16 protein-coding genes are annotated in these 18,939 nt (G+C 40.9%); 9 read left to right on the top strand and 7 right to left on the bottom strand.

The features are described from left to right. Positions 1-9: 9 nt before the first annotated feature. Together E2P86_RS02850 and E2P86_RS02845 are read right to left on the bottom strand one after the other, a co-directional pair. Entirely contained in the window at positions 10-426 is a 417-nt protein-coding gene (locus E2P86_RS02850; RefSeq protein ID WP_085472228.1) for a copper resistance protein NlpE, read from the bottom strand. 87 nt (positions 427-513) lie between these two features. Next, a complete protein-coding gene (locus tag E2P86_RS02845) occupies positions 514-918 on the bottom strand; it encodes a T9SS type A sorting domain-containing protein (RefSeq protein ID WP_134430593.1) in 405 nt (134 codons plus the stop codon). Between the two features lie 227 nt (positions 919-1,145). Between E2P86_RS02845 and E2P86_RS02840 the strand changes: the two genes are divergently transcribed. Beyond that, the gene (locus E2P86_RS02840) at positions 1,146-3,092 is read left to right on the top strand and encodes a KUP/HAK/KT family potassium transporter (protein ID WP_085472230.1); all 1,947 of its coding nucleotides are present in this window, start codon (positions 1,146-1,148) and stop codon (positions 3,090-3,092) included. A 137-nt stretch (positions 3,093-3,229) separates the two neighbouring features. Here E2P86_RS02840 and E2P86_RS02835 read toward each other — a convergent pair whose 3' ends face one another. Together E2P86_RS02835 and E2P86_RS02830 are read right to left on the bottom strand one after the other, a co-directional pair. Then, on the bottom strand, positions 3,230-4,921 hold the full coding sequence (locus E2P86_RS02835) for an amino acid permease (RefSeq protein WP_085472231.1): 1,692 nt from the start codon (positions 4,919-4,921) through the stop codon (positions 3,230-3,232). A gap of 121 nt (positions 4,922-5,042) precedes the next feature. Continuing rightward, positions 5,043-5,717, bottom strand: coding sequence for a hypothetical protein (locus E2P86_RS02830; protein ID WP_134430589.1), 675 nt, complete (start codon positions 5,715-5,717; stop codon positions 5,043-5,045). Between the two features lie 90 nt (positions 5,718-5,807). On the opposite strand from E2P86_RS02830, the gene tyrS reads away from it, so the two are divergent. The 6 genes from tyrS to E2P86_RS02800 all read left to right on the top strand — a co-directional run bounded on the left by tyrS (position 5,808) and on the right by E2P86_RS02800 (position 13,680). Continuing rightward, a complete protein-coding gene (gene tyrS, locus E2P86_RS02825; protein WP_085472233.1) occupies positions 5,808-7,091 on the top strand; it encodes a tyrosine--tRNA ligase in 1,284 nt (427 codons plus the stop codon). Between the two features lie 116 nt (positions 7,092-7,207). Beyond that, the gene (locus E2P86_RS02820) at positions 7,208-8,176 is read left to right on the top strand and encodes an energy transducer TonB (RefSeq protein WP_134430586.1); all 969 of its coding nucleotides are present in this window, start codon (positions 7,208-7,210) and stop codon (positions 8,174-8,176) included. A gap of 81 nt (positions 8,177-8,257) precedes the next feature. Then, positions 8,258-9,208 (top strand): energy transducer TonB, encoded by a 951-nt coding sequence (locus E2P86_RS02815; RefSeq protein WP_134430583.1) that lies wholly within the window; start codon positions 8,258-8,260, stop codon positions 9,206-9,208. Between the two features lie 134 nt (positions 9,209-9,342). Further along, a complete protein-coding gene (locus tag E2P86_RS02810; RefSeq protein ID WP_085472236.1) occupies positions 9,343-11,988 on the top strand; it encodes an FtsK/SpoIIIE family DNA translocase in 2,646 nt (881 codons plus the stop codon). Between the two features lies 1 nt (position 11,989). Then, a complete protein-coding gene (locus E2P86_RS02805; RefSeq protein WP_240775565.1) occupies positions 11,990-12,631 on the top strand; it encodes a LolA family protein in 642 nt (213 codons plus the stop codon). 17 nt (positions 12,632-12,648) lie between these two features. Next, complete coding sequence (locus tag E2P86_RS02800) at positions 12,649-13,680, top strand: LacI family DNA-binding transcriptional regulator (RefSeq protein WP_134430577.1); 1,032 nt, start codon at positions 12,649-12,651, stop codon at positions 13,678-13,680. Here the strand turns inward: E2P86_RS02800 and E2P86_RS02795 are convergent. The 3 genes from E2P86_RS02795 to E2P86_RS02785 are packed head-to-tail and all read right to left on the bottom strand — an operon-like array spanning position 13,675 to position 17,144. Then, positions 13,675-15,111: an MFS transporter gene (locus E2P86_RS02795; protein WP_134430575.1), complete on the bottom strand. Its 1,437-nt coding sequence runs from the start codon at positions 15,109-15,111 to the stop codon at positions 13,675-13,677. The two genes, E2P86_RS02800 and E2P86_RS02795, sit on opposite strands and share 6 nt — an antisense overlap. A 42-nt stretch (positions 15,112-15,153) precedes the next feature. After that, positions 15,154-16,338 carry a mannonate dehydratase gene (uxuA, locus tag E2P86_RS02790; RefSeq protein ID WP_240775564.1) on the bottom strand — a complete coding sequence of 395 codons (1,185 nt, stop codon included), beginning with the start codon at positions 16,336-16,338 and terminating at the stop codon, positions 15,154-15,156. Further along, positions 16,323-17,144, bottom strand: a complete 822-nt coding sequence (locus E2P86_RS02785; RefSeq protein ID WP_085472241.1) for an SDR family oxidoreductase — start codon at positions 17,142-17,144, stop codon at positions 16,323-16,325. The genes uxuA and E2P86_RS02785 overlap by 16 nt, the downstream gene beginning before the upstream one ends. A 153-nt stretch (positions 17,145-17,297) precedes the next feature. On the opposite strand from E2P86_RS02785, the gene E2P86_RS02780 reads away from it, so the two are divergent. Beyond that, a complete protein-coding gene (locus E2P86_RS02780; RefSeq protein WP_134430571.1) occupies positions 17,298-18,290 on the top strand; it encodes a sugar kinase in 993 nt (330 codons plus the stop codon). Position 18,291: 1 nt separating this feature from the next. Beyond that, positions 18,292-18,939 (top strand): beta/alpha barrel domain-containing protein, encoded by a 648-nt coding sequence (locus E2P86_RS02775; protein ID WP_134430568.1) that lies wholly within the window; start codon positions 18,292-18,294, stop codon positions 18,937-18,939.

The raw sequence follows: 18,939 nt of genomic DNA, 5'->3' as shown, positions 1-18,939 counted from the left end.
TTTCCTACTTTAAGGAAGCTGCCGTAGTATATAGCGATCGGCTAACTCTCCAGCAATCTCTTTTCCCGAAAGATCCAACTGCCGCAATTGCTTATCCTCAACTTTATACCTATAGTCTAAGTCCGAGAGATCGAGTTCCGTGTTGGATAACTCCCATTTGCCAGATTTAGAAAATGCCTCTTGGCTTTTTCCAACATAAATATACTCTAGCACATACTCTTTATTTTCAGTCAGCGTAAGCACAGTCTTGATTGCTTCACAATCTGTACAAGGTAAGTCTCCTTTATAAACACCTATTACCTTACTTTCTGTTACTTTACCAAATTTCCCTGTATCTGCGGTATTACTTGTCGCATGTTGATTCATACAAGCGGTAAACAAACCCGAGAGCACAAATAATACAGAAATAGAGACAATCCAGCGCATAACAAAATCATGTAATACCTATACCTTATCAAAAAAAATACCACAAAATGTTAACGAAATGTTATATCGAAAGAAAGCCGAATAAAACTAGCGTACGGAGATACGCTTTACTACAGTTTCGGCACCTGATGACACGCGAACAAAGTAAACCCCAGTAGTCAGCTTACTGTTACTTTCAAAAGATAAATTTTGTATGCCGCCATCCAAACGTCCATTCATTAGATTTAAAACCTCATTCCCTAAGGCATCCATTACTTTAATGGTAACATTGGCTTGCTTACCGAGCTTAAAATTTACAGTTACTTGTTCTGCGATCGGATTATAAAAAACTTTCACATTATTTATAAGCTTCTCAACCGCTTCATCTGCACGTTCATTTTTATCAATAAAACCTGGGGTTGATTCGACCGAACGAGCAACAACTGTCCCCGCACCTAGCGTATAAACGCAAAGCATAAAGAATACAGCTGCTTTAGTTATCGATTTTATCATCTTGGTATACTGACTAACAAAAGGTTGTTTGGTTTAAATACTTTATAATTTCACGCTTCAAGTCCCAATCACCTCATACAAATCTAGTTCTTTTTTATAGAAGTAAAGTGTAATAATTGAAATAAAGTTTTGCATTTAACAATTTTTAACAAGATTATACGTTATCAAACTTTTTTGCCTAGATTGGCACACTTTTTAACACAGGTGTTTCGCATAATCTTTACTAAATGAAACCAACAAAGCACGATGACGTGCACAAATTAAGCCTCGCGGGGCTTTTAATTAGCTTAGGGATAGTTTTTGGAGACATTGGTACCTCTCCTCTCTATGTATTCAAAGCCGTATTCCACCAAGGTACTATCGATCGGGATTTAATTATTGGAAGTCTGTCCTGCGTTTTTTGGACATTAACGTTACAAACAACAGTTAAATATGTTTGGATTACTTTAAACGCAGACAACAAAGGCGAAGGCGGTATCCTATCCTTGTATTCTTTAGTACGCAAAAAAGCCAAATGGCTGATTATTCCGGCAATTATTGGTGCCAGTGCACTTCTTGCTGACGGTATGATTACGCCGGCCATCACGATCTCCTCAGCAATTGAAGGGATCGCCATTCATAACCCAACCGTACCAACAGTTCCGATTGTTGTCGTCATTATCAGCCTGCTGTTCCTGATCCAACGCTTTGGAACATCCATAGTAGGCCGGGTATTTGGCCCCTTAATGCTTATTTGGTTTACAACAATAGCCACCCTAGGCGCAATGTATGTGCACCATTCGCCCGAAGTACTATACGCCCTTAATCCGTATTATGCCATTAAAACAATTGTAAATCACCCACAAGCTTTAATTCTTATCGGTGCTATTTTCCTATGTACAACAGGTGCCGAGGCATTATACTCAGATATGGGGCACTGCGGAAAGAAAAATATACGTATAAGCTGGATCTTTGTTAAAATTGCACTGGTTCTCAACTACTTGGGACAAGGAGCTTGGCTCCTAGAACATCAAGGGAGTGTCCTCGGCGACAGAAACCCTTTCTACGCCATTATGCCCGATGGTTTCATTGTATATGGTATTGCCATTGCAACAATGGCAGCAGTAATTGCCAGTCAAGCCATGATCTCGGGGTCTTATACCTTAATATCAGAAGCCGTGCGATTAAATATATGGCCTAAAGTAGCTATACGATACCCAAGTGACCAAAAAGGACAACTATATGTCCCTTCGATTAATCTTATTTTGTATCTCGGTTGTATGCTAGTTATCGCTGTATTTAAAGACTCCAGTAAAATGGACGCAGCATACGGTTTAGCAATCAATCTAACATTCCTGACCACAACGATCTTAATGTGCTTCTTCTTAGCTCGTGTTCATGTACACAAAATTTGGATCGCCTTATTTGGTACCTTTTACTTTGTAATAGAATTTGGGTTTCTTTTTGGTAACCTCTCCAAAATACACCATGGAGGTTGGTTAACATTACTATTGGCAGCCGTTTTATTCACCGCCATGTTTTCTTGGTATGGGGCGCGCAAAATCAAAAATAGGTTTGTTAAGTTCAATGACATCCGAAACTATTACCCTATTATCTCCGAATTAACAGAAGATAAAAGTGTTCCTTTATATGCCTCGCATCTTGTATACTTGACAAGTGCCAACAAAAAGAACGAAATTGAATCAAAAATAATTTATTCGATTATCAATAAAAAACCAAAGCGTGCTGACGTGTATTGGTTGGTTCACGTAGACGTGATGGATAATCCACACACACGCGATTATGTCGTAGACCAACTCATCCCGAACAAACTAATACGGGTCGACTTTAAACTCGGTTTCCGCGAAGAACAACGCATTAGCTTACTGTTCCGTAAAGTAGTGGAAGATATGGTGCAGAAGGGTGAAATAGATATCACAAGTAACTATGAAACATTGAAAAAGCACAAAATAGCTGGTGATTTTAACTTTGTAGTTCTTGAAAAAATCATTTCTAAAACACACGACCTAAAGTGGCATGAGAAAATCATCCTGGAGATCTATAAACTACTAAAACGCTTCTCCCTTTCTGAAGAAAAAGGATTTGGCTTGGACAGCAGTTTTGTGACACTAGAACGTGTCCCGTTAAACATCCCAACTACAACGGATGTAAAACTGACACGATTAACAAAATAACACAAAAAGAGATCTCTTAACAGAGCTATCTGTCCTTAGATAACACTTCGACAGGCGCAGGATGACCATCGCTTAGGAGAAAAGTAAAAAAGCCTCTTTCGATATGAAAGAGGCTTTTTTTATAACAAAGAGAAGGCTTAATTAGCTTCCACCTTTTTGTTCAATTTTGAATGTTTATAACCGTACACAAAGTACACCGTTAATCCAATCGCCAGCCAAATTAAAAAGATAATCCAATTGCTCGCCCCCAGTTCTGTCATTAAATACAAATTCACCAAAATCCCCATCACAGGCAATAGCGAGAAATTAAACTTATACGCCATACCAGCAAGCACAATCCACACAAGCCAGAAAAGGATCGTTAACGATTTATGCTCTATAATGTACAGCGCACTTAAACTTTTCCATTCATTAATAACATCCTGCCCATAGTAAAACAGCACAAAACAAGCCGCAACAAAACCTAAACCCACTAGATATTTACCATTGATATAGGGAACCTTAAATTTCGATTTCTTAGACAATCCCGAATGATCCATATACAATACACCCGCACAGACTAAAATAAATGCAAAAAATGTCCCCACACTGGTAAGATCGACAAAGAAGTCCATCTTAAAAAATAAGGAAGGTACTGCCACCACAAGACCCGTTACAATCGTCGCAAAAGATGGAGTCTTGTATTTCGGGTGGATACGTGCGAATTTCTTTGACAATAAGCCATCTCGACTCATCGTCATCCAGATCCGAGGTTGCGCTAACTGATAAACCAACAAAGCACTTGTAATAGCTATAACCGATGTAACAGAGATGATCCCAGCCATATGGTCAAAACCGACATACTTAAAGACAAAGGCTAACGGATCTTTTACATTTAACTCCGTATAATGAACCATCCCCGTCAAAACCAAAGTAATCGCAACATAAAGAACCGTACAGATAATCAAACACCAAATCATAGCTCGAGGCAAATCACGTTGTGGATTTTTACACTCCTCAGCCGTAGTTGAAATAGAATCAAAACCGATAAAAGCAAAGAAAACAGCGGCTACAGAACGTAAGACACCTTTAACACCGTTCGGCGCAAAAGGAGACCAATTCTCTGGTTTAATAAAGAATACACCCCCAATAATGACAGCCAAAATAATCCCAACCTTAATCATTACCATGATATTGCTAGCGCGCTGAGACTCCTTAATTCCCACGTATACCAACCACGTAACGAGCACCGTAATAAGCCCAGCGGGAAAGTCAAAAATAATAGGAATATCACCAATGCGTGGTGCCGATAAGTAAGCCTCTAACCCTGCTTTATCTGCGATAGATAAAGCAGACATTCCCTCCGCGAGGTACTTATCATGAGCTTCAATCGCATAGGCCGGGGCCATGCTCAGCCATCCCGGAATATGGATGCCAAATCCTTCTAGCATCGAGCAAAAATACTGAGACCAAGAAATAGCGATTACCGTATTGGAAACCGCATATTCAAGCACTAACGCCCAACCAATAATCCATGCAAAAAGTTCCCCGAAGGCTACATAAGCGTACGTATACGCACTCCCCGAAACGGGAACGGTAGATGCAAATTGCGCATAAGCAAGCGCCGTAAATACACAGGCAAATGCGGTAAACACAAATAACAAAGATATAGCAGGTCCACCCTCAAAACTGGCCAACCCAATGGTACTGAATATACCTGCGCCAACAATGGCGGCAATCCCTAAAGAAACTAAATCTCTAACCCCCAACACTTTCGATAGGCCCGATCCTTCTTGCGCATCTATAAGAATCTGGTCTACGCTCTTCTTCCTGAAAAGTTTACTCATCATACGTTTATGTTAATAATTTGACTTATGTATTACAAACTTAGATAAATTTGCTTTCATACACAGTATAAATCGATGACATATAACATAAAAGTTAACGACGACTCCGAGAATTAGAAATGGGTTACGTTAAACCATCCTGTACAAAATGGAACACAGCTCGAAAGTCGTGCATATTTTGAGAACAATAATCGCGTAAAACAATGGTTAATGCCTCTCTTCGCTCGGCATCCACTTCAAAAGCCCATATACGTTTACAAATATTGAAAAGCGCATAACTCAGGTTAGGAATTTCAGCGTATTGTACAATATATTTAGATTCCAGAAATCGATCGTAGAAAACCATAAAACGGGCTACATCTACGGTTTCTAAAATCTCTATCGACCGCTGTAATACGGGACGCTTAACAGCCTCTAAGTGCTCATACAGACGTAAAGGATTCACCAGATCTTCAGCAATCAATAGATGATCCAATAACAACTCCACCGCAATATGCGCCATGAAAGAAGGTCGAATAGGCGTTCCCGCTAATACAGGAACCAAAAGCTTACGCAATACATGACAATGATTTAAAAAATATGGAGAACCATGAAATAATTTATCTACCTCCACATGCCGGTACCAACCCTCCAAGATATGCGTCGTATCGGGGCTGTTAAAAAAAAGGGACTCGTAACGTTGCGGCTGAAAATTATAACCCTTATCTACATTCTTTAATAAATCAGGCAACAAGCCTCCTAGCACGCGCTCCGAATGTCCCGTATAACGCTCAAAATAGTAATGTGATAGAAAATTCACTAGCTTAACTTATCCTTTTATTTATCGTAAGATACAGGTTAATTCTCGTATCTTTGCAATCTTAAATATAAAAATCTTAACCCTAGAAAGATGAGTTTTGTAGAAGAATTACGCTGGCGAGGTATGCTTCAAGATATCATGCCTGGAACCGAAGACTTATTGAATAAAGAAAAAGTGTCCGGATATATAGGCTTTGATCCCACCGGAGATTCATTACATGTGGGACACCTAACACAGATCATGACGCTGATCCATTTCCAAAATGCAGGACACAAACCTGTTGCTTTGGTGGGCGGCGCTACGGGTATGATTGGTGACCCTTCATTTAAATCCGCCGAGCGAAACCTACTCGATGAAGAGACCTTACAGTTTAACGTAAACAGCCTCAAAAAGCAACTTACAAAATTCTTGAACTTTGGAGAAGGCGAAAATGACGCCCAAATGGTCAACAACTATGACTGGTTCAAAGATTTCAAATTTTTAGACTTCATTCGTGATGTTGGTAAATTGATTACCGTGAATTACATGATGTCAAAAGACTCTGTAAAAAAACGCCTAGAAGGCGAAAATGGTCTCTCTTTTACAGAATTTACCTATCAGCTGATCCAAGGATACGATTTTTACTACTTGTGGAAACACCACAACTGTAAAGTACAGATGGGAGGCTCCGACCAATGGGGAAATATTGTGACAGGTAGCGAGATGATTCGTCGCCAAGATCAAGGTACCGCCTATGCGATTACCACGCAATTGATCAAAAAAGCAGATGGACAGAAATTCGGTAAAACGGAATCGGGTGCCGTATGGTTAGACCCGAAGAAGACATCGCCTTACAAATACTACCAGTTTTGGTTAAACGCAACGGACGACGATGCCAAAATATGGATAAAGATCTTTACACTAAAGACACAGGCTGAAATCGAATCCATTATTGCGGAACATGATGCAGCACCACACCTACGATTGGTACAAAAAGCACTTGCTAAAGATATTACGATCCGTACGCACTCGGAGGCAGACTATGAAACCGCAGTAAAAACTTCGGAATTCTTATTCGGCAATGGTTCCTTGGAATTCCTAGAAAACCTGGAGCACGATGCCGTACTGGATGTTTTTGACGGTGTACCACAATTTACCATCGCGAAAGAATCCCTTGCCAATGGCATAAACATTCTGGATTTATTAGCGGTAGACACACAAGTATTCCCATCGAAAGGTGAAGCTAAAAAGATGTTACAGGGAGGTGGTGTTTCGCTTAATAAAGCTAAACTTACCGATCTGGAACAAATAATCGACACCAAAGATCTAATCAGCAACCGTTACCTTGTTGCGCAACGCGGCAAGAAAAACTACTTCTTAATTATAGCAGATTAACACAAATGCTGTAAAGTAGGCGCTACAAGTCGACTTTTCTCGATATAAAAATAGCTTATTCAGGAGTTTTCTAACCCAGAATAAGCTATTTTTGTTTTTAACCTTTTTCTAGATATATGAAATTTAAAGCATACCTACTCTTCTTTTTTTTCGGACTTATGTACAGTTCTTTTTCCACCGCACAGGAAAACAAAGTTATCCATCTCGATAAAAAAGGAAAACCGACAAAAGATGAAGCTCAATCATTCTCCTACCGCATCGTGGTCAAAGATCCGGCACAGCCGGACCTTTTTAGATATGCGGAATTTTACACCGGGAGCGACCTCGTAAAAACGACCGCATGGATTAAAAATGCAAGTCTTCCCCATACCGCTGTTGGTGAAAAGCTAACCTACCATGTCAACGGTCAGCTGCATACCCGTGAACAATACAATGAGAAATATCAATTGGTCGATACCGCCTACCGCTACTATGCTAACGGTGTAACCGAGTCTATCAAAATATACAAACCCCAAAAAGATGCCAAACAGGATGTCTATTTTGTATTGACCCAAGATAGCTTAGGTAACAAAGAGGTAATCCATGGGAATGGAAATCTACGGTATAGATTTAGTGCCGACAATATAGAAGAAGGTCCTTTGGTAAACAACAAAAAAAATGGAGAATGGACGGGGAAAAGTAAAAAAAGCTCCTACACCGAACAATGGGAAAATGACGTTTTAATCAGTGGTGTTTCGACAGACTCGACAGGAACGATTACCACGTATGATAAAGACAACTACGAGGTATCTCCCGAATACCCAGGCGGCATCAATGCATTACGCAAAATTGTGGGAGCCAATTACCAATACCCAGCGAAGGCCGTACGTGAAGGTCTCTCTGGAACGGTGATACTGAGTTTTCTCGTAGAAAAAGATGGAAGCATGAGTACCATCAAGATCGAACAAGATTTAGGCAGTGGCACCGGAGAAGCGGCCATGGATGCGCTCCGCCAGGTAAGACAAAAATGGAGCCCAGGTATTCTGCGCGGCAACAAAGTACGAGTAGCTTATCGTCTACCTATTACCTTAAGCTTAAATCAGTAACAGGTAAACTTAGTCCGTATTTTTTCTGACAGTCCCTCAAACAGAAAAACTATATTTGTTGAATTGTACTATGAATATATTATGAAACACATCACATTTTTCCTGTTAGGCATGGTCTGTTATTTCGCATCCATTGCGCAGCAAAAGACATATTTTGATCGAAAAGGTAACAAGGCAACAGACTCCACGAGTGCTTACGTGTATCGTACATTCTCAAAGGACAGCTTGAATCCAACCTATTTTAAGTATGCAGAATATTACCTAAAGGGAGATGTATTACGGGTTTCTGCCTTCGTTAAAACACCCCATGTGGTGAGTTCGGTCATTGGACAAAAGCTGGCTTATTATCCAAACGGAAAACTATATACACGGGAACAATACAATCAATGGCACCAGTTAACAGACACCGCTTATCAGTACTATCAAAACGGAGCGATAGAATCCATAAAAGTGTACAACCCAGAGAAAAAAAATGCCGATAAAATCGAATATATACTCTTACAAGATAGCCTTGGTAAAAAACTCGTTGTCAATGGAAATGGCTTCTTACGTCTCGTGTATAGTGACAACTATTACGAATCAGGACCTATAGTCAACAACAAGAAAGATGGACAATGGACAGGAAAGTATATGAAGGATACTTTTGTCGAAATTTGGGAAAACGAAGAGCTCGTCAGCGGTACACTTAAAGACTCCTCCGGTGTTTCATCAACCTACAATAAAGACAATTATTACCTGGAACCGGAATATCCGGGTGGATTAAACACCTTACGCAGAAATCTTGGAAACAACTATCGATATCCTTCAAAAGCCATGGCCGAAGGCGTTTCCGGGACTGTAATTGTTGGCTTTATTATAGAACGTGACGGCACAATGAGCAACTTTAAAGTAGAACAAGATCTTGGACATGGTACCGGCCAAGAAGCCATTAGGGCACTTCGCCAAACCAGCCAAAAGTGGAAACCAGGAATACAAAGAGGGAAACCCGTACGAGTCGCATATCGAATTCCCCTGACCCTGAATCTGCAGTAATAACAAGGCAATAGCACGCCAGCTTCAGCCTGACAATTATTCTGTAAGAAATAGCACACTAAAACACATATAATCTCCCACTATAATCGGGCAATTTTGTTTATGTTTGTATTTAGGAGGGTTATCGATTTTTCATGTCAAATAAAGGAAATAGTTTCAAAAGTTCAGGTGGAAATAGTGTTTCGAGCAAGCGCACAGCGCGTGTCCCAAACAACACCATACAAGCTAAAAAAGAACGATTTAAGTCGTTTGAGCATATAAATTTCTCGGAAGGACAACGTAAGGCACTCAAGATATTGGGAATATTCTTGCTTTTCCTATCTTTTATCTTTGCCGTATCCTTTGTCTCTTACCTATTCACATGGAAGCAAGATCAAAGCTATATTGCACAAACAAATGGAGGTTGGTCAACGCTATTTCAATCGGCCGATGAAATAGCCGATGAAGCAATCGATCTGCCCGTCGTTGAGAATAAACTCGGGAAACTTGGTGCGCTTCTAGCCAATCAATTCATATATGAATGGTTTGGAGTAGCCTCTTTTCTCTTCGTCTTGGTCTTCTTTGTTGTGGGGTATAAATTTTTGTACAAAAAATCTGTACTCCCAATTTGGAAAACTATAGTATATACTTTTCTAGGTATTATTTTCATCTCCGTAACCCTCGGTTTTCTCCAAGATTTTATAACGGATTCACCGCATATCCTTGAAGGAAAATTTGGATACTGGACCAACCAACTCTTAAAAGCACAAATCGGCTCCACCGGAGTCGCAGGGCTTCTTATCTTCGCCTACTTAACTGCGCTCATCGTCATCTATAATTTTGACCTCAAACTAACCTGGTTCCCGCGCAAAGAAATTCCGGAGGAAGATCTAGAAGACCATGCCGAAGATAATTTTGAATCGTTCACGCGTGTAAATGCACAGAACCGTAGCTTCGACCGAACAACTAGTCCGGATCGTACAATCGAGGAAGAAGATATTATTTCGAACACCGCAGAAGCACAACATAACCTCATAAAAGCACCTTTTCAAGAAGAATTATCTGCGATCACTCCTGAAGCTGAAGAAGAGGAAGAAGCAAACGAAGAAGAACTTAACTTTTCATTTTCAATCTCAGCACCTGAAAGTGATGCAACAAGCATCCCGCTCTCTATTGATCCTGCAGTAGAAATTCCGGAAGAAGAGGAAGATTTATCGCTAGCCGTTGAAGATATCATTGAAGAAAAAGCAATCACTTCAGATGACTTGGTTGCTCAATTCGGTGAATATGACCCTAAATTAGACCTATCTGGTTATAAATATCCAACATTGGATCTATTAAAAGATTACGGTGCAGGTAAAATTACGATTAACCAACAGGAACTCGAAGCCAATAAAAACAGAATCGTCGAAACCCTTCGCAATTACAATATTGAGATTGAACATATCAAGGCAACTATCGGCCCAACGGTAACCCTGTATGAAATTATCCCAAAACCTGGCGTACGTATCTCTCGTATCAAAAATCTGGAAGACGATATCGCATTAAGCCTTGCCGCGCTCGGCATTCGTATTATTGCTCCAATGCCGGGTAAAGGAACAATTGGTATCGAAGTGCCAAATAGCAGCCCGGAAATGGTCTCCATGCGGTCTGTACTGGCAACAGAAAAGTTCCAAAAGACAGATATGGACTTGCCGATAGCATTAGGAAAAACAATATCCAACGAGGTCTTTATTGCGGACTTGGCCAAGATGCCTCACTTACTGGTTGCCGGAGCAACAGGGCAAGGTAAATCAGTAGGTATCAATGCCATCCTCACCTCGCTATTATATAAAAAACATCCAGCCGAACTGAAGTTCGTGATGGTCGATCCAAAGAAAGTAGAGTTATCCTTATTCAAAAAAATTGAACGACACTTTTTAGCGAAGCTTCCAAACGAAGAAGAGGCCATCATAACCGATACCAAAAAAGTAATCAACACATTGAACTCATTGTGTATCGAAATGGATCAACGTTACGACCTACTAAAAAATGCGCAGGTACGTAATTTAAAAGAGTATAATGTAAAATTTGTAAACCGCCGATTAAACCCTCAGGAGGGTCATCGATTCTTACCTTTTATAGTTCTGGTAGTTGATGAGTTTGCAGACTTGATGATGACCGCAGGTAAAGAGGTAGAAACACCAATAGCGCGATTAGCACAATTAGCACGTGCCGTGGGTATTCACTTAGTGATTGCGACACAGCGCCCATCCGTCAATATTATTACAGGTACGATCAAGGCGAATTTCCCGGCTCGATTAGCATTTAGGGTATTGTCAAAAATCGATTCCCGTACAATTTTGGATACAGGTGGAGCTGATCAGTTGATCGGTCGAGGGGATATGTTATTGTCTACAGGAAGTGATTTGACACGGATTCAGTGTGCCTTTGTCGATACACCGGAGGTCGATAAAATCTCTGATTATATCGGTAGCCAACGCGGATATCCATCAGCATTCCTTCTTCCGGAGTATATTGACCCGAATGGAGAGGAAGGTGCCGTAATGGATTTTGATGCTTCAAGTAGAGATCAACTGTTCGAAGAAGCAGCACGATTGATCGTAATGCACCAACAGGGATCCACATCATTGATTCAACGTAAATTAAAACTCGGCTACAACAGAGCGGGGCGAATAATCGATCAATTGGAAGCGGCTGGTATTGTCGGTCCATTTGAAGGCAGTAAAGCACGAGAAGTGCTTTACCCTGATGAATACTCGCTGGAACAATATTTAGAAACGTTGCGAAAAAATGATTAACATGAAAAAAACAGTATTATTATTGCTAAGCGTATTTGCCCTGATCAGTGCATTTGCGCAGACAGATGCTGCCGCAAAAAAATTACTGGATGAGGTCTCTAAAAAGTACGATAGCTACCGGACAATCCAAGCGGATTTCACCTTTGATGCACAACAACCGCAGGGCGCACCTTATTCGGACAAAGGAGTACTTTATTTAAATAAACCTAAAAATCAATATAGAATTCAACTGACCACCCAAAACTTGATCAGCGATGGTAAATCGACCTGGTCCGTCCTTAAGGAAGACCAAGAGGTGCAGGTAACGGCAGCAGATAACAGCAACGATGCTATTGGTCCTAACAATTTATTTACCTTCTACAAAACAGGTTTTAAATATGTCAGTATGGATAACGAGCGCGTAGGTCAAGACGTTCTTAACGTCATCGAGCTAAGCCCTATTGATACAAAGAAAAACTACTTTAAGATCAAACTCCGCATTAACAAGAACAAACATATTCATGATGTACTGATCTTTGATAAATCTGGAGCAAAATATACCTATACCATAAAATCGCTTTACGTAAACCATCCAATCAATGCGTCTCAGTTTACGTTCAATGCAAAAGATTATCCAAAGTACGAAATTGTTGATTTACGATAATACGAAGTAGTTTGTCTATGGCAAAAGTTACCTTAAAGAGTCTAGCGAAAGGATTAAATATGTCCGTCTCCACTGTTTCTAAAGCATTAAATGACAGCTATGAAATCAGTGAGGAAACAAAATCAAAGGTTAAAGCGTATGCCACCGCGCATAACTACCAACCTAATATTATAGCGCAAACGCTCAAAACAGGGAAAACGAATACAATTGGCGTTATAATTCCCAAAATGAGTAGCCCTTTTGAATCCCAGATTATAGAAGGAATACAAGAGGCAGCAACCAAAGAGAATTTCCGTGTGGTGATTATGAACAGCATGGAAAATGAAGCCATGGAGAAGAGTAATATCAGCTCTATGGTCGCTAAAGGGGTCGATGGAATACTCTTTTGTCCTATCCATGAGCACTCCAACATTAATCTGGTTAAACAGATCTCAGAAAACACACCATTCGTTATTTTTGACCGCACCAACTACGCCATAGATACACATAAAATTGGTGTTCTGAATACAGAAGGTACACATGCGGCTTGTCAGCACCTCTTTGATATGGGGCACCGAAAAGTAGCCATCTTAGGAGGAGCACATCAAGGTATTACAGCAGATCGAGTTGCAGGCTATAAACAAGCACACAAGGAAGCTGATATCCCCGTTCAAGAAGAATATATTATTTACCTCAATGTAAAAAGTGTTGCAGAACTACATGAAGGCTTAAGTCGGAACATACAGAAACTACGAAACCTCCCAGAACCACCAACCGCTGTAGTTGGTATTTCTGATACCATCACCACGCATTCTTTAGGGATTTTATCACAACTCGGTATTAAAGTGCCACAAGAGATTGCCGTTATCGGATTTGCAAATACAGACTTAGCATTCTCACTCAATCCATCATTGAGCACCATATATCAACCCGCCAAAGATATTGGAGCAATTTCATTTGCCAAGGTGTTAGCTATATTGAATAAAAAGTATAGAAATCAAATAGAATGGGAAGATATTAAACTTCCCACTACCATTCAACTTCGAGAATCCACAAAAATAAACCTATAGGTCTGTTACGATTTTCATTTGTGGAACCAACTTTTTCATAATACACCAAGCGATCAAATAAGAAATACCGCAGATCGAGAATATAATAAAATAACCGGCTTCCAATCCGTGAAACCCAAAGAATGACAGGCCTGCGGTTTCGGCGTAATCAAATAAAACACCCGAAGTTTTATTAATGATAAAAGCCCCTACACCACCGGCCAAACCACCAATTCCAGTAACCGTTGCTATCGCTTTTTTTGGAAACATATCTCCTATCGTCGAAAAAATATTTGCCGACCAAGACTGATGGGCAGCCCCTCCAATTCCAATTAAAATAACAGGAACCCAGTATGAAATATGGCCTAAAGGCTGTGCCAACAATACGACTAATGGGAAAAAAGCGAAAATCAACATCGCACGCATCCGTCCTTCGTATGCATTCAAACCTTTCTTTTCAACAAAATACGTAGGTAACCAACCGCCAATAATAGACAATAACGTAATCATGTAAAGCACAAAAATGGCAACCTGTCCTTCTGTATCAGAGGATTTAATATCATACACAGAACTCAGATAAGCAGGCATCCAAAACAAAAAGAACCACCATACCCCGTCGGTCATAAACTTGCCCACAATAAAAGCCCAGGTTTGGCTATATTTCAAACACTTTAATATAGATACCTTCTCTGCCAAAGCAGCGGGCGAATCTTGATCTTTCAACAAGGTATCGTGATCAATATAATCCAACTCCGCTTGATTTACTTTAGGATTCTGCTTTGGTTTATAGTACATAAAGTGCCAAAAGCCCATCCAAACAAATCCTAAAGCACCTATAATAATAAAGGACATCTCCCACCCCCATTGCTTTGCAATCAAAGGAATAGTCAATGGAGCCAACAATGCGCCAATAGTCGCGCCCGCATTAAAGATACTCGTGGCGAAAGCACGGTCCTTTTTGGGAAAATACTCCGCAGTGGCTTTAATCGCCGCCGGAAAATTCCCAGCCTCTCCAACAGCGAGCACAAAGCGCGCAAAAATAAATAAAACAACACTCACGTTAATGACCCGAGATACATCCTTTACTGTCGCAATAATCGCCTTAGACTCATGAAAACCAACCCACCAGTTGCCCGTGATAACGCCTGACGTAGCAATCCCACAAAAAGCATGTAAAATTGCACCTACTGACCATACACCAATCGCCCATTGAAATCCCTTCTTCGTATCCATCCAATCCACAAAACGCCCCGCAAATAGCATGGAGACAGCGTAGAAAATAGAAAACAAAGCTGTAATATTTCCGTAATCATTATTTGTCCAATGAAATTCCGGCGCAATGAAGTCTTTCCAAGTCAAAGACAACACTTGTCGGTCAAGGTAATTTATAGTTGTAGCGAAGAACAGTAAAGCACAGATGGTCCATCTATACGTTGTCGGTTTAGTCATCATAATTGGTTTATCATACAAGGTTAAAAATCAGTTTGGTTTTATTTAGGAAGAGCGAATAATCCCCAATTCTAATCCCCGCAATTCGGCCAATCCACGTAGTCTTCCAATAGCCGAATAGCCCGGAAAAGTCTCTTTATGTAAATCATCCAACATCTGATGGCCATGGTCAGGTCGAAACGGAATAGGCACATCTCGCTTTTGATTTTCAGCGACCAACTCTTTCATCACCGCATACATATCAACATCCCCATCCAAATGATCAGCTTCATAGAAGCTACCCAACACATCGCGCTTTACATTTCTTAAATGCGCAAAATGAACACGATCTTTAACTTGTCGAAACATATCAGGAAGGTCATTCATTGGTCCTGCACCTAGTGAACCCGTACAAAAACAAATCCCATTAAATGGCTTATCAACACCTTGAAGAATATATAATAGGTCTGATAGGTTACTCGCTATTCGAGGTAATCCCAATATGGGATATGGTGGATCATCAGGATGAATTGTCATCTTTATACCAAGCTCCTCACAAACACCGGCAATAGCCGACAAGAAGAAAAGAAGATTGTCCCGCAGTCCTTCGAAACCAATTTTTTGATAAACCTCAATACTATTTTTAAGATCAAGCAAAGACGCATCCTTCTCTCCGGGAATGCCCATAAGGACATTATTTTTCAATGCTTTTTTATCGGCCTCCACAAAAGAACTGTATTTCTCCTGTGCCTGCTCTACAACAGCTTCTGAATAGGAATCTCTTGCGTCAGGTCTTTCGAGGATAAAAATATCAAAGATAGCCAGATCGATCCAATTGAAGTAAAGTGCTTTTGAACCGTCGGTCATCGTCAAATCAAGCGCCGTCCGCGTCCAGTCGAGGACCGGCATAAAGTTGTAACAAACAGTCTTTATACCACAGGCCCCAAGATTGCGTAAACTCTGTTTATAGTTTTCGAGGTAATGTGTAACATTTCCTGAACGCGTCTTAATTGCTTCGTGCACGGTCACACTTTCTACCACCGACCAGCGTAACCCAGCCTCTTCAATGATACGTTTTCGCTCCATTATATCAGCTATCGGCCATATCTCCCCATGCGGAATATGATGTAATGCCGTGACTACACCAGTCGCGCCTGCTTGCTTGATATCTTGTAATGTTACAGGATCATTGGGACCGTACCAACGCCATGTTTGTTCTAAGAAAAGTTTCCCCATTATACACCAGTCCATGCATTAAAACCACCATCCACAAAAACTGTCTCCCCCGATATAAAGCTTGCAGCATCACTCAGAAGATAAATTAACGTCCCCTCCAATTCGGATGGATCACCTAAACGCGAAAATGGAGTCCCATTAACAATACGTTGCGCACGATCCGTATAGCTGCCGTCTTCTTTTGTTAGTAAAGAACGATTCTGCTCCGTCAAAAATACCCCCGGTGCAATAGCATTTACACGAACCTTGTCCGAATAACGTAAAGCCAATTCAGCAGCCATCCATTTGGTAAAACCATCAATACCGTGCTTCGCAACGGTATAGCCGAGCACCCGTGTAAAAGGTCTTTTGGCAGTCAATGAAGAAATATTCACGATTGCGCCACTCCCCCGCTTGGCGATTACCTCGCCTAAAACTAGCGTGGGAATAATCGTTCCATATAAATTAAGCTCAATTGCCTTAATAGTATCCGAAATCTTATTATCGAAAAGATCCTGATCCGGCCCAATAGTTGCCCCAGGGATGTTACCACCCGCCGCGTTGACCAAGCCATCTATCGTTCCCCATTTACGCAGGATAACATCCTTTGCCAATATCATGGACTGTTCATCCATCACATCGGCCACAACGGCAATAGCTTCCGCTCCATACGATTCCGCTAACCGGACCCGTTCTAACGCTTTTTCTTCACTTCGCCCAATAATACACAACTTAGCACCCGCCTCGGCGATCGCCTTTACAAAAGATCCCCCCAAAACGCCCGTTCCGCCGGTGATCACGATAACTTTCCCTTTTAAAGAGAAACGCTCTAAAACATTCATTTTGATAACACAGTTTATAATACCCAATAATACTTATTTTCTGTGGGCACAACGAATTTTCGCCTAATAATCAACGATAACGATTGCGTAAAAACGAAAGCGTCAAATAGAGAAAATTAAAGTAACTTAAAGCCATTAAACCGAAAACTCAGTATGAAAAAGATTCTTGCATTTGGCGAAATCCTTATCCGGCAGCAAAGTGTTGGTACAAGCTTTTTCGAAGCAGAAAATAATTTTTTATCTATTTACCCTGGCGGCTCAGAAGCCAATGTCGCAACCGCATTGGCACAGATGGATAATGCCGTCAGCTATGTAAGTGCTTTTCCCGAAAATGCATTGTCGAACGAGATTATTGATATCTTGAAGAAGTATGGCGTAGATACTGCTAAAACACTTTTCAAGGGTGATCGCATAGGAACCTATCTCCTACTGTCAGCAAATGGTTTATCCAAAGGAGAAGTCATCTACGATCGAAAGTACTCCAGTTTCAGCCAACTAACCCGCGCAGATATCGATATAGACGATCTCCTACAAGATGTAGATTGGTTACACTGGACAGCCTTGACCCCCGCATTAAATGAAAACCTCACGCTAGTGATGCAACAGATACTACAGGCCGCAAAGGAAAGAGGAATCATAATCTCCGTAGACCTAAATTATCGAAACAAGTTATGGCAATATGGTGTGGAACCATTGGAGGTAATGCCAACGCTCATATCGTATTGTGATGTGATAATGGGTAATATTTGGGCCGCTAACAAAATGTTGGGAACCCAAGTGGATAGCAACCTAGACCGCTACACATCGAAAGAGACATATATGAAAGCCGCTCAACAGTCGGCAAATGAAATATTTCAAAAATTCACAACCTGTAAACATATCGCTTATACGTTCCGCTTTATGGATAACCCGACACATAATCTTTTTTACGGAACATACCATACAAGAGAAAACCATACCGTATCCGCAACGCATGAAACCAACGCGGTAATCGATCGGATCGGGAGCGGCGACGCCTTTATGGCCGGTTTTATACACGCGCTTCGACACGAGATGACGCCCCAGCAAATCGTCGATACAGCCACCGGAGCAGGCTTTCAAAAGCTATTCGTAAAAGGTGATTTTGGAAATGGAAAAATAGACTAACATGGAAAATATACTGAACCACATTAAAACATATCCCGCGATTCCCGTTTTTTATCACGACGATCTGGAGACCTGTATTGCGGTTGTAGATGCATGCTACCGTGGCGGGATACGCGTATTTGAATTCGTACACCGTGGAGAAAAAGCGGTCGAAAATTTTGAAGCATTATTGGCGTATAAAAAGAAACACCTGATCGACTTAAAACTAGGCATCGGAACCATTAAGACCCCCGAGTTAGCGAAAACATACGTTAAACTTGGTGCTGAATTTATTGTGAGTCCTGTCATCGTACCCGCTATCGCAAAAGAAACACTGGAAAAAGGTATTCTTTGGATTCCAGGCTGTATGACGCCAACTGAAATCGCGCAAGCGGAAGCAGTACAAGCTCCTTTAGTAAAATTGTTTCCGGGTGATACATTAGGACCCAACTTCTTAAAATCCATTAAGCCACTCTTCCCGAATACCAAATTTATGCCAACCGGTGGGGTTGATGTGGAAGAAAACAATATTGACGCATGGTTCAAAGCGGGGGTATACGCTGTAGGACTCGGGTCCAAACTGTTTCAAGCACCTCCAGATGCGACAAACGACGAGTGGTTGTCTGAGCGCTGCAAATTACTCCTATCTTGGGTACAAAAAAAAGGTTAG

The sequence above is a fragment of the Sphingobacterium psychroaquaticum genome, assembly GCF_004421025.1.
In the GTDB taxonomy this organism is placed as follows: Bacteria; Bacteroidota; Bacteroidia; order Sphingobacteriales; family Sphingobacteriaceae; genus Sphingobacterium; species Sphingobacterium psychroaquaticum.
Note: the sequence above shows the minus strand (reverse complement) of the source record. Positions and strands in the feature narration are given on the sequence as shown.

Coding starts and splice junctions, on each gene's coding strand:
- E2P86_RS02850 (WP_085472228.1), bottom strand. CDS start 426: ATGCGCTGGATTGTCTCTATTTCTGTATTATTTGTGCTCTCGGGTTTG.
- E2P86_RS02845 (WP_134430593.1), bottom strand. CDS start 918: ATGATAAAATCGATAACTAAAGCAGCTGTATTCTTTATGCTTTGCGTT.
- E2P86_RS02840 (WP_085472230.1), top strand. CDS start 1,146: ATGAAACCAACAAAGCACGATGACGTGCACAAATTAAGCCTCGCGGGG.
- E2P86_RS02835 (WP_085472231.1), bottom strand. CDS start 4,921: ATGATGAGTAAACTTTTCAGGAAGAAGAGCGTAGACCAGATTCTTATA.
- tyrS (WP_085472233.1), top strand. CDS start 5,808: ATGAGTTTTGTAGAAGAATTACGCTGGCGAGGTATGCTTCAAGATATC.
- E2P86_RS02820 (WP_134430586.1), top strand. CDS start 7,208: ATGAAATTTAAAGCATACCTACTCTTCTTTTTTTTCGGACTTATGTAC.
- E2P86_RS02815 (WP_134430583.1), top strand. CDS start 8,258: ATGAAACACATCACATTTTTCCTGTTAGGCATGGTCTGTTATTTCGCA.
- E2P86_RS02810 (WP_085472236.1), top strand. CDS start 9,343: ATGTCAAATAAAGGAAATAGTTTCAAAAGTTCAGGTGGAAATAGTGTT.
- E2P86_RS02805 (WP_240775565.1), top strand. CDS start 11,990: ATGAAAAAAACAGTATTATTATTGCTAAGCGTATTTGCCCTGATCAGT.
- E2P86_RS02800 (WP_134430577.1), top strand. CDS start 12,649: ATGGCAAAAGTTACCTTAAAGAGTCTAGCGAAAGGATTAAATATGTCC.
- E2P86_RS02795 (WP_134430575.1), bottom strand. CDS start 15,111: ATGATGACTAAACCGACAACGTATAGATGGACCATCTGTGCTTTACTG.
- uxuA (WP_240775564.1), bottom strand. CDS start 16,338: ATGGACTGGTGTATAATGGGGAAACTTTTCTTAGAACAAACATGGCGT.
- E2P86_RS02785 (WP_085472241.1), bottom strand. CDS start 17,144: ATGAATGTTTTAGAGCGTTTCTCTTTAAAAGGGAAAGTTATCGTGATC.
- E2P86_RS02780 (WP_134430571.1), top strand. CDS start 17,298: ATGAAAAAGATTCTTGCATTTGGCGAAATCCTTATCCGGCAGCAAAGT.
- E2P86_RS02775 (WP_134430568.1), top strand. CDS start 18,292: ATGGAAAATATACTGAACCACATTAAAACATATCCCGCGATTCCCGTT.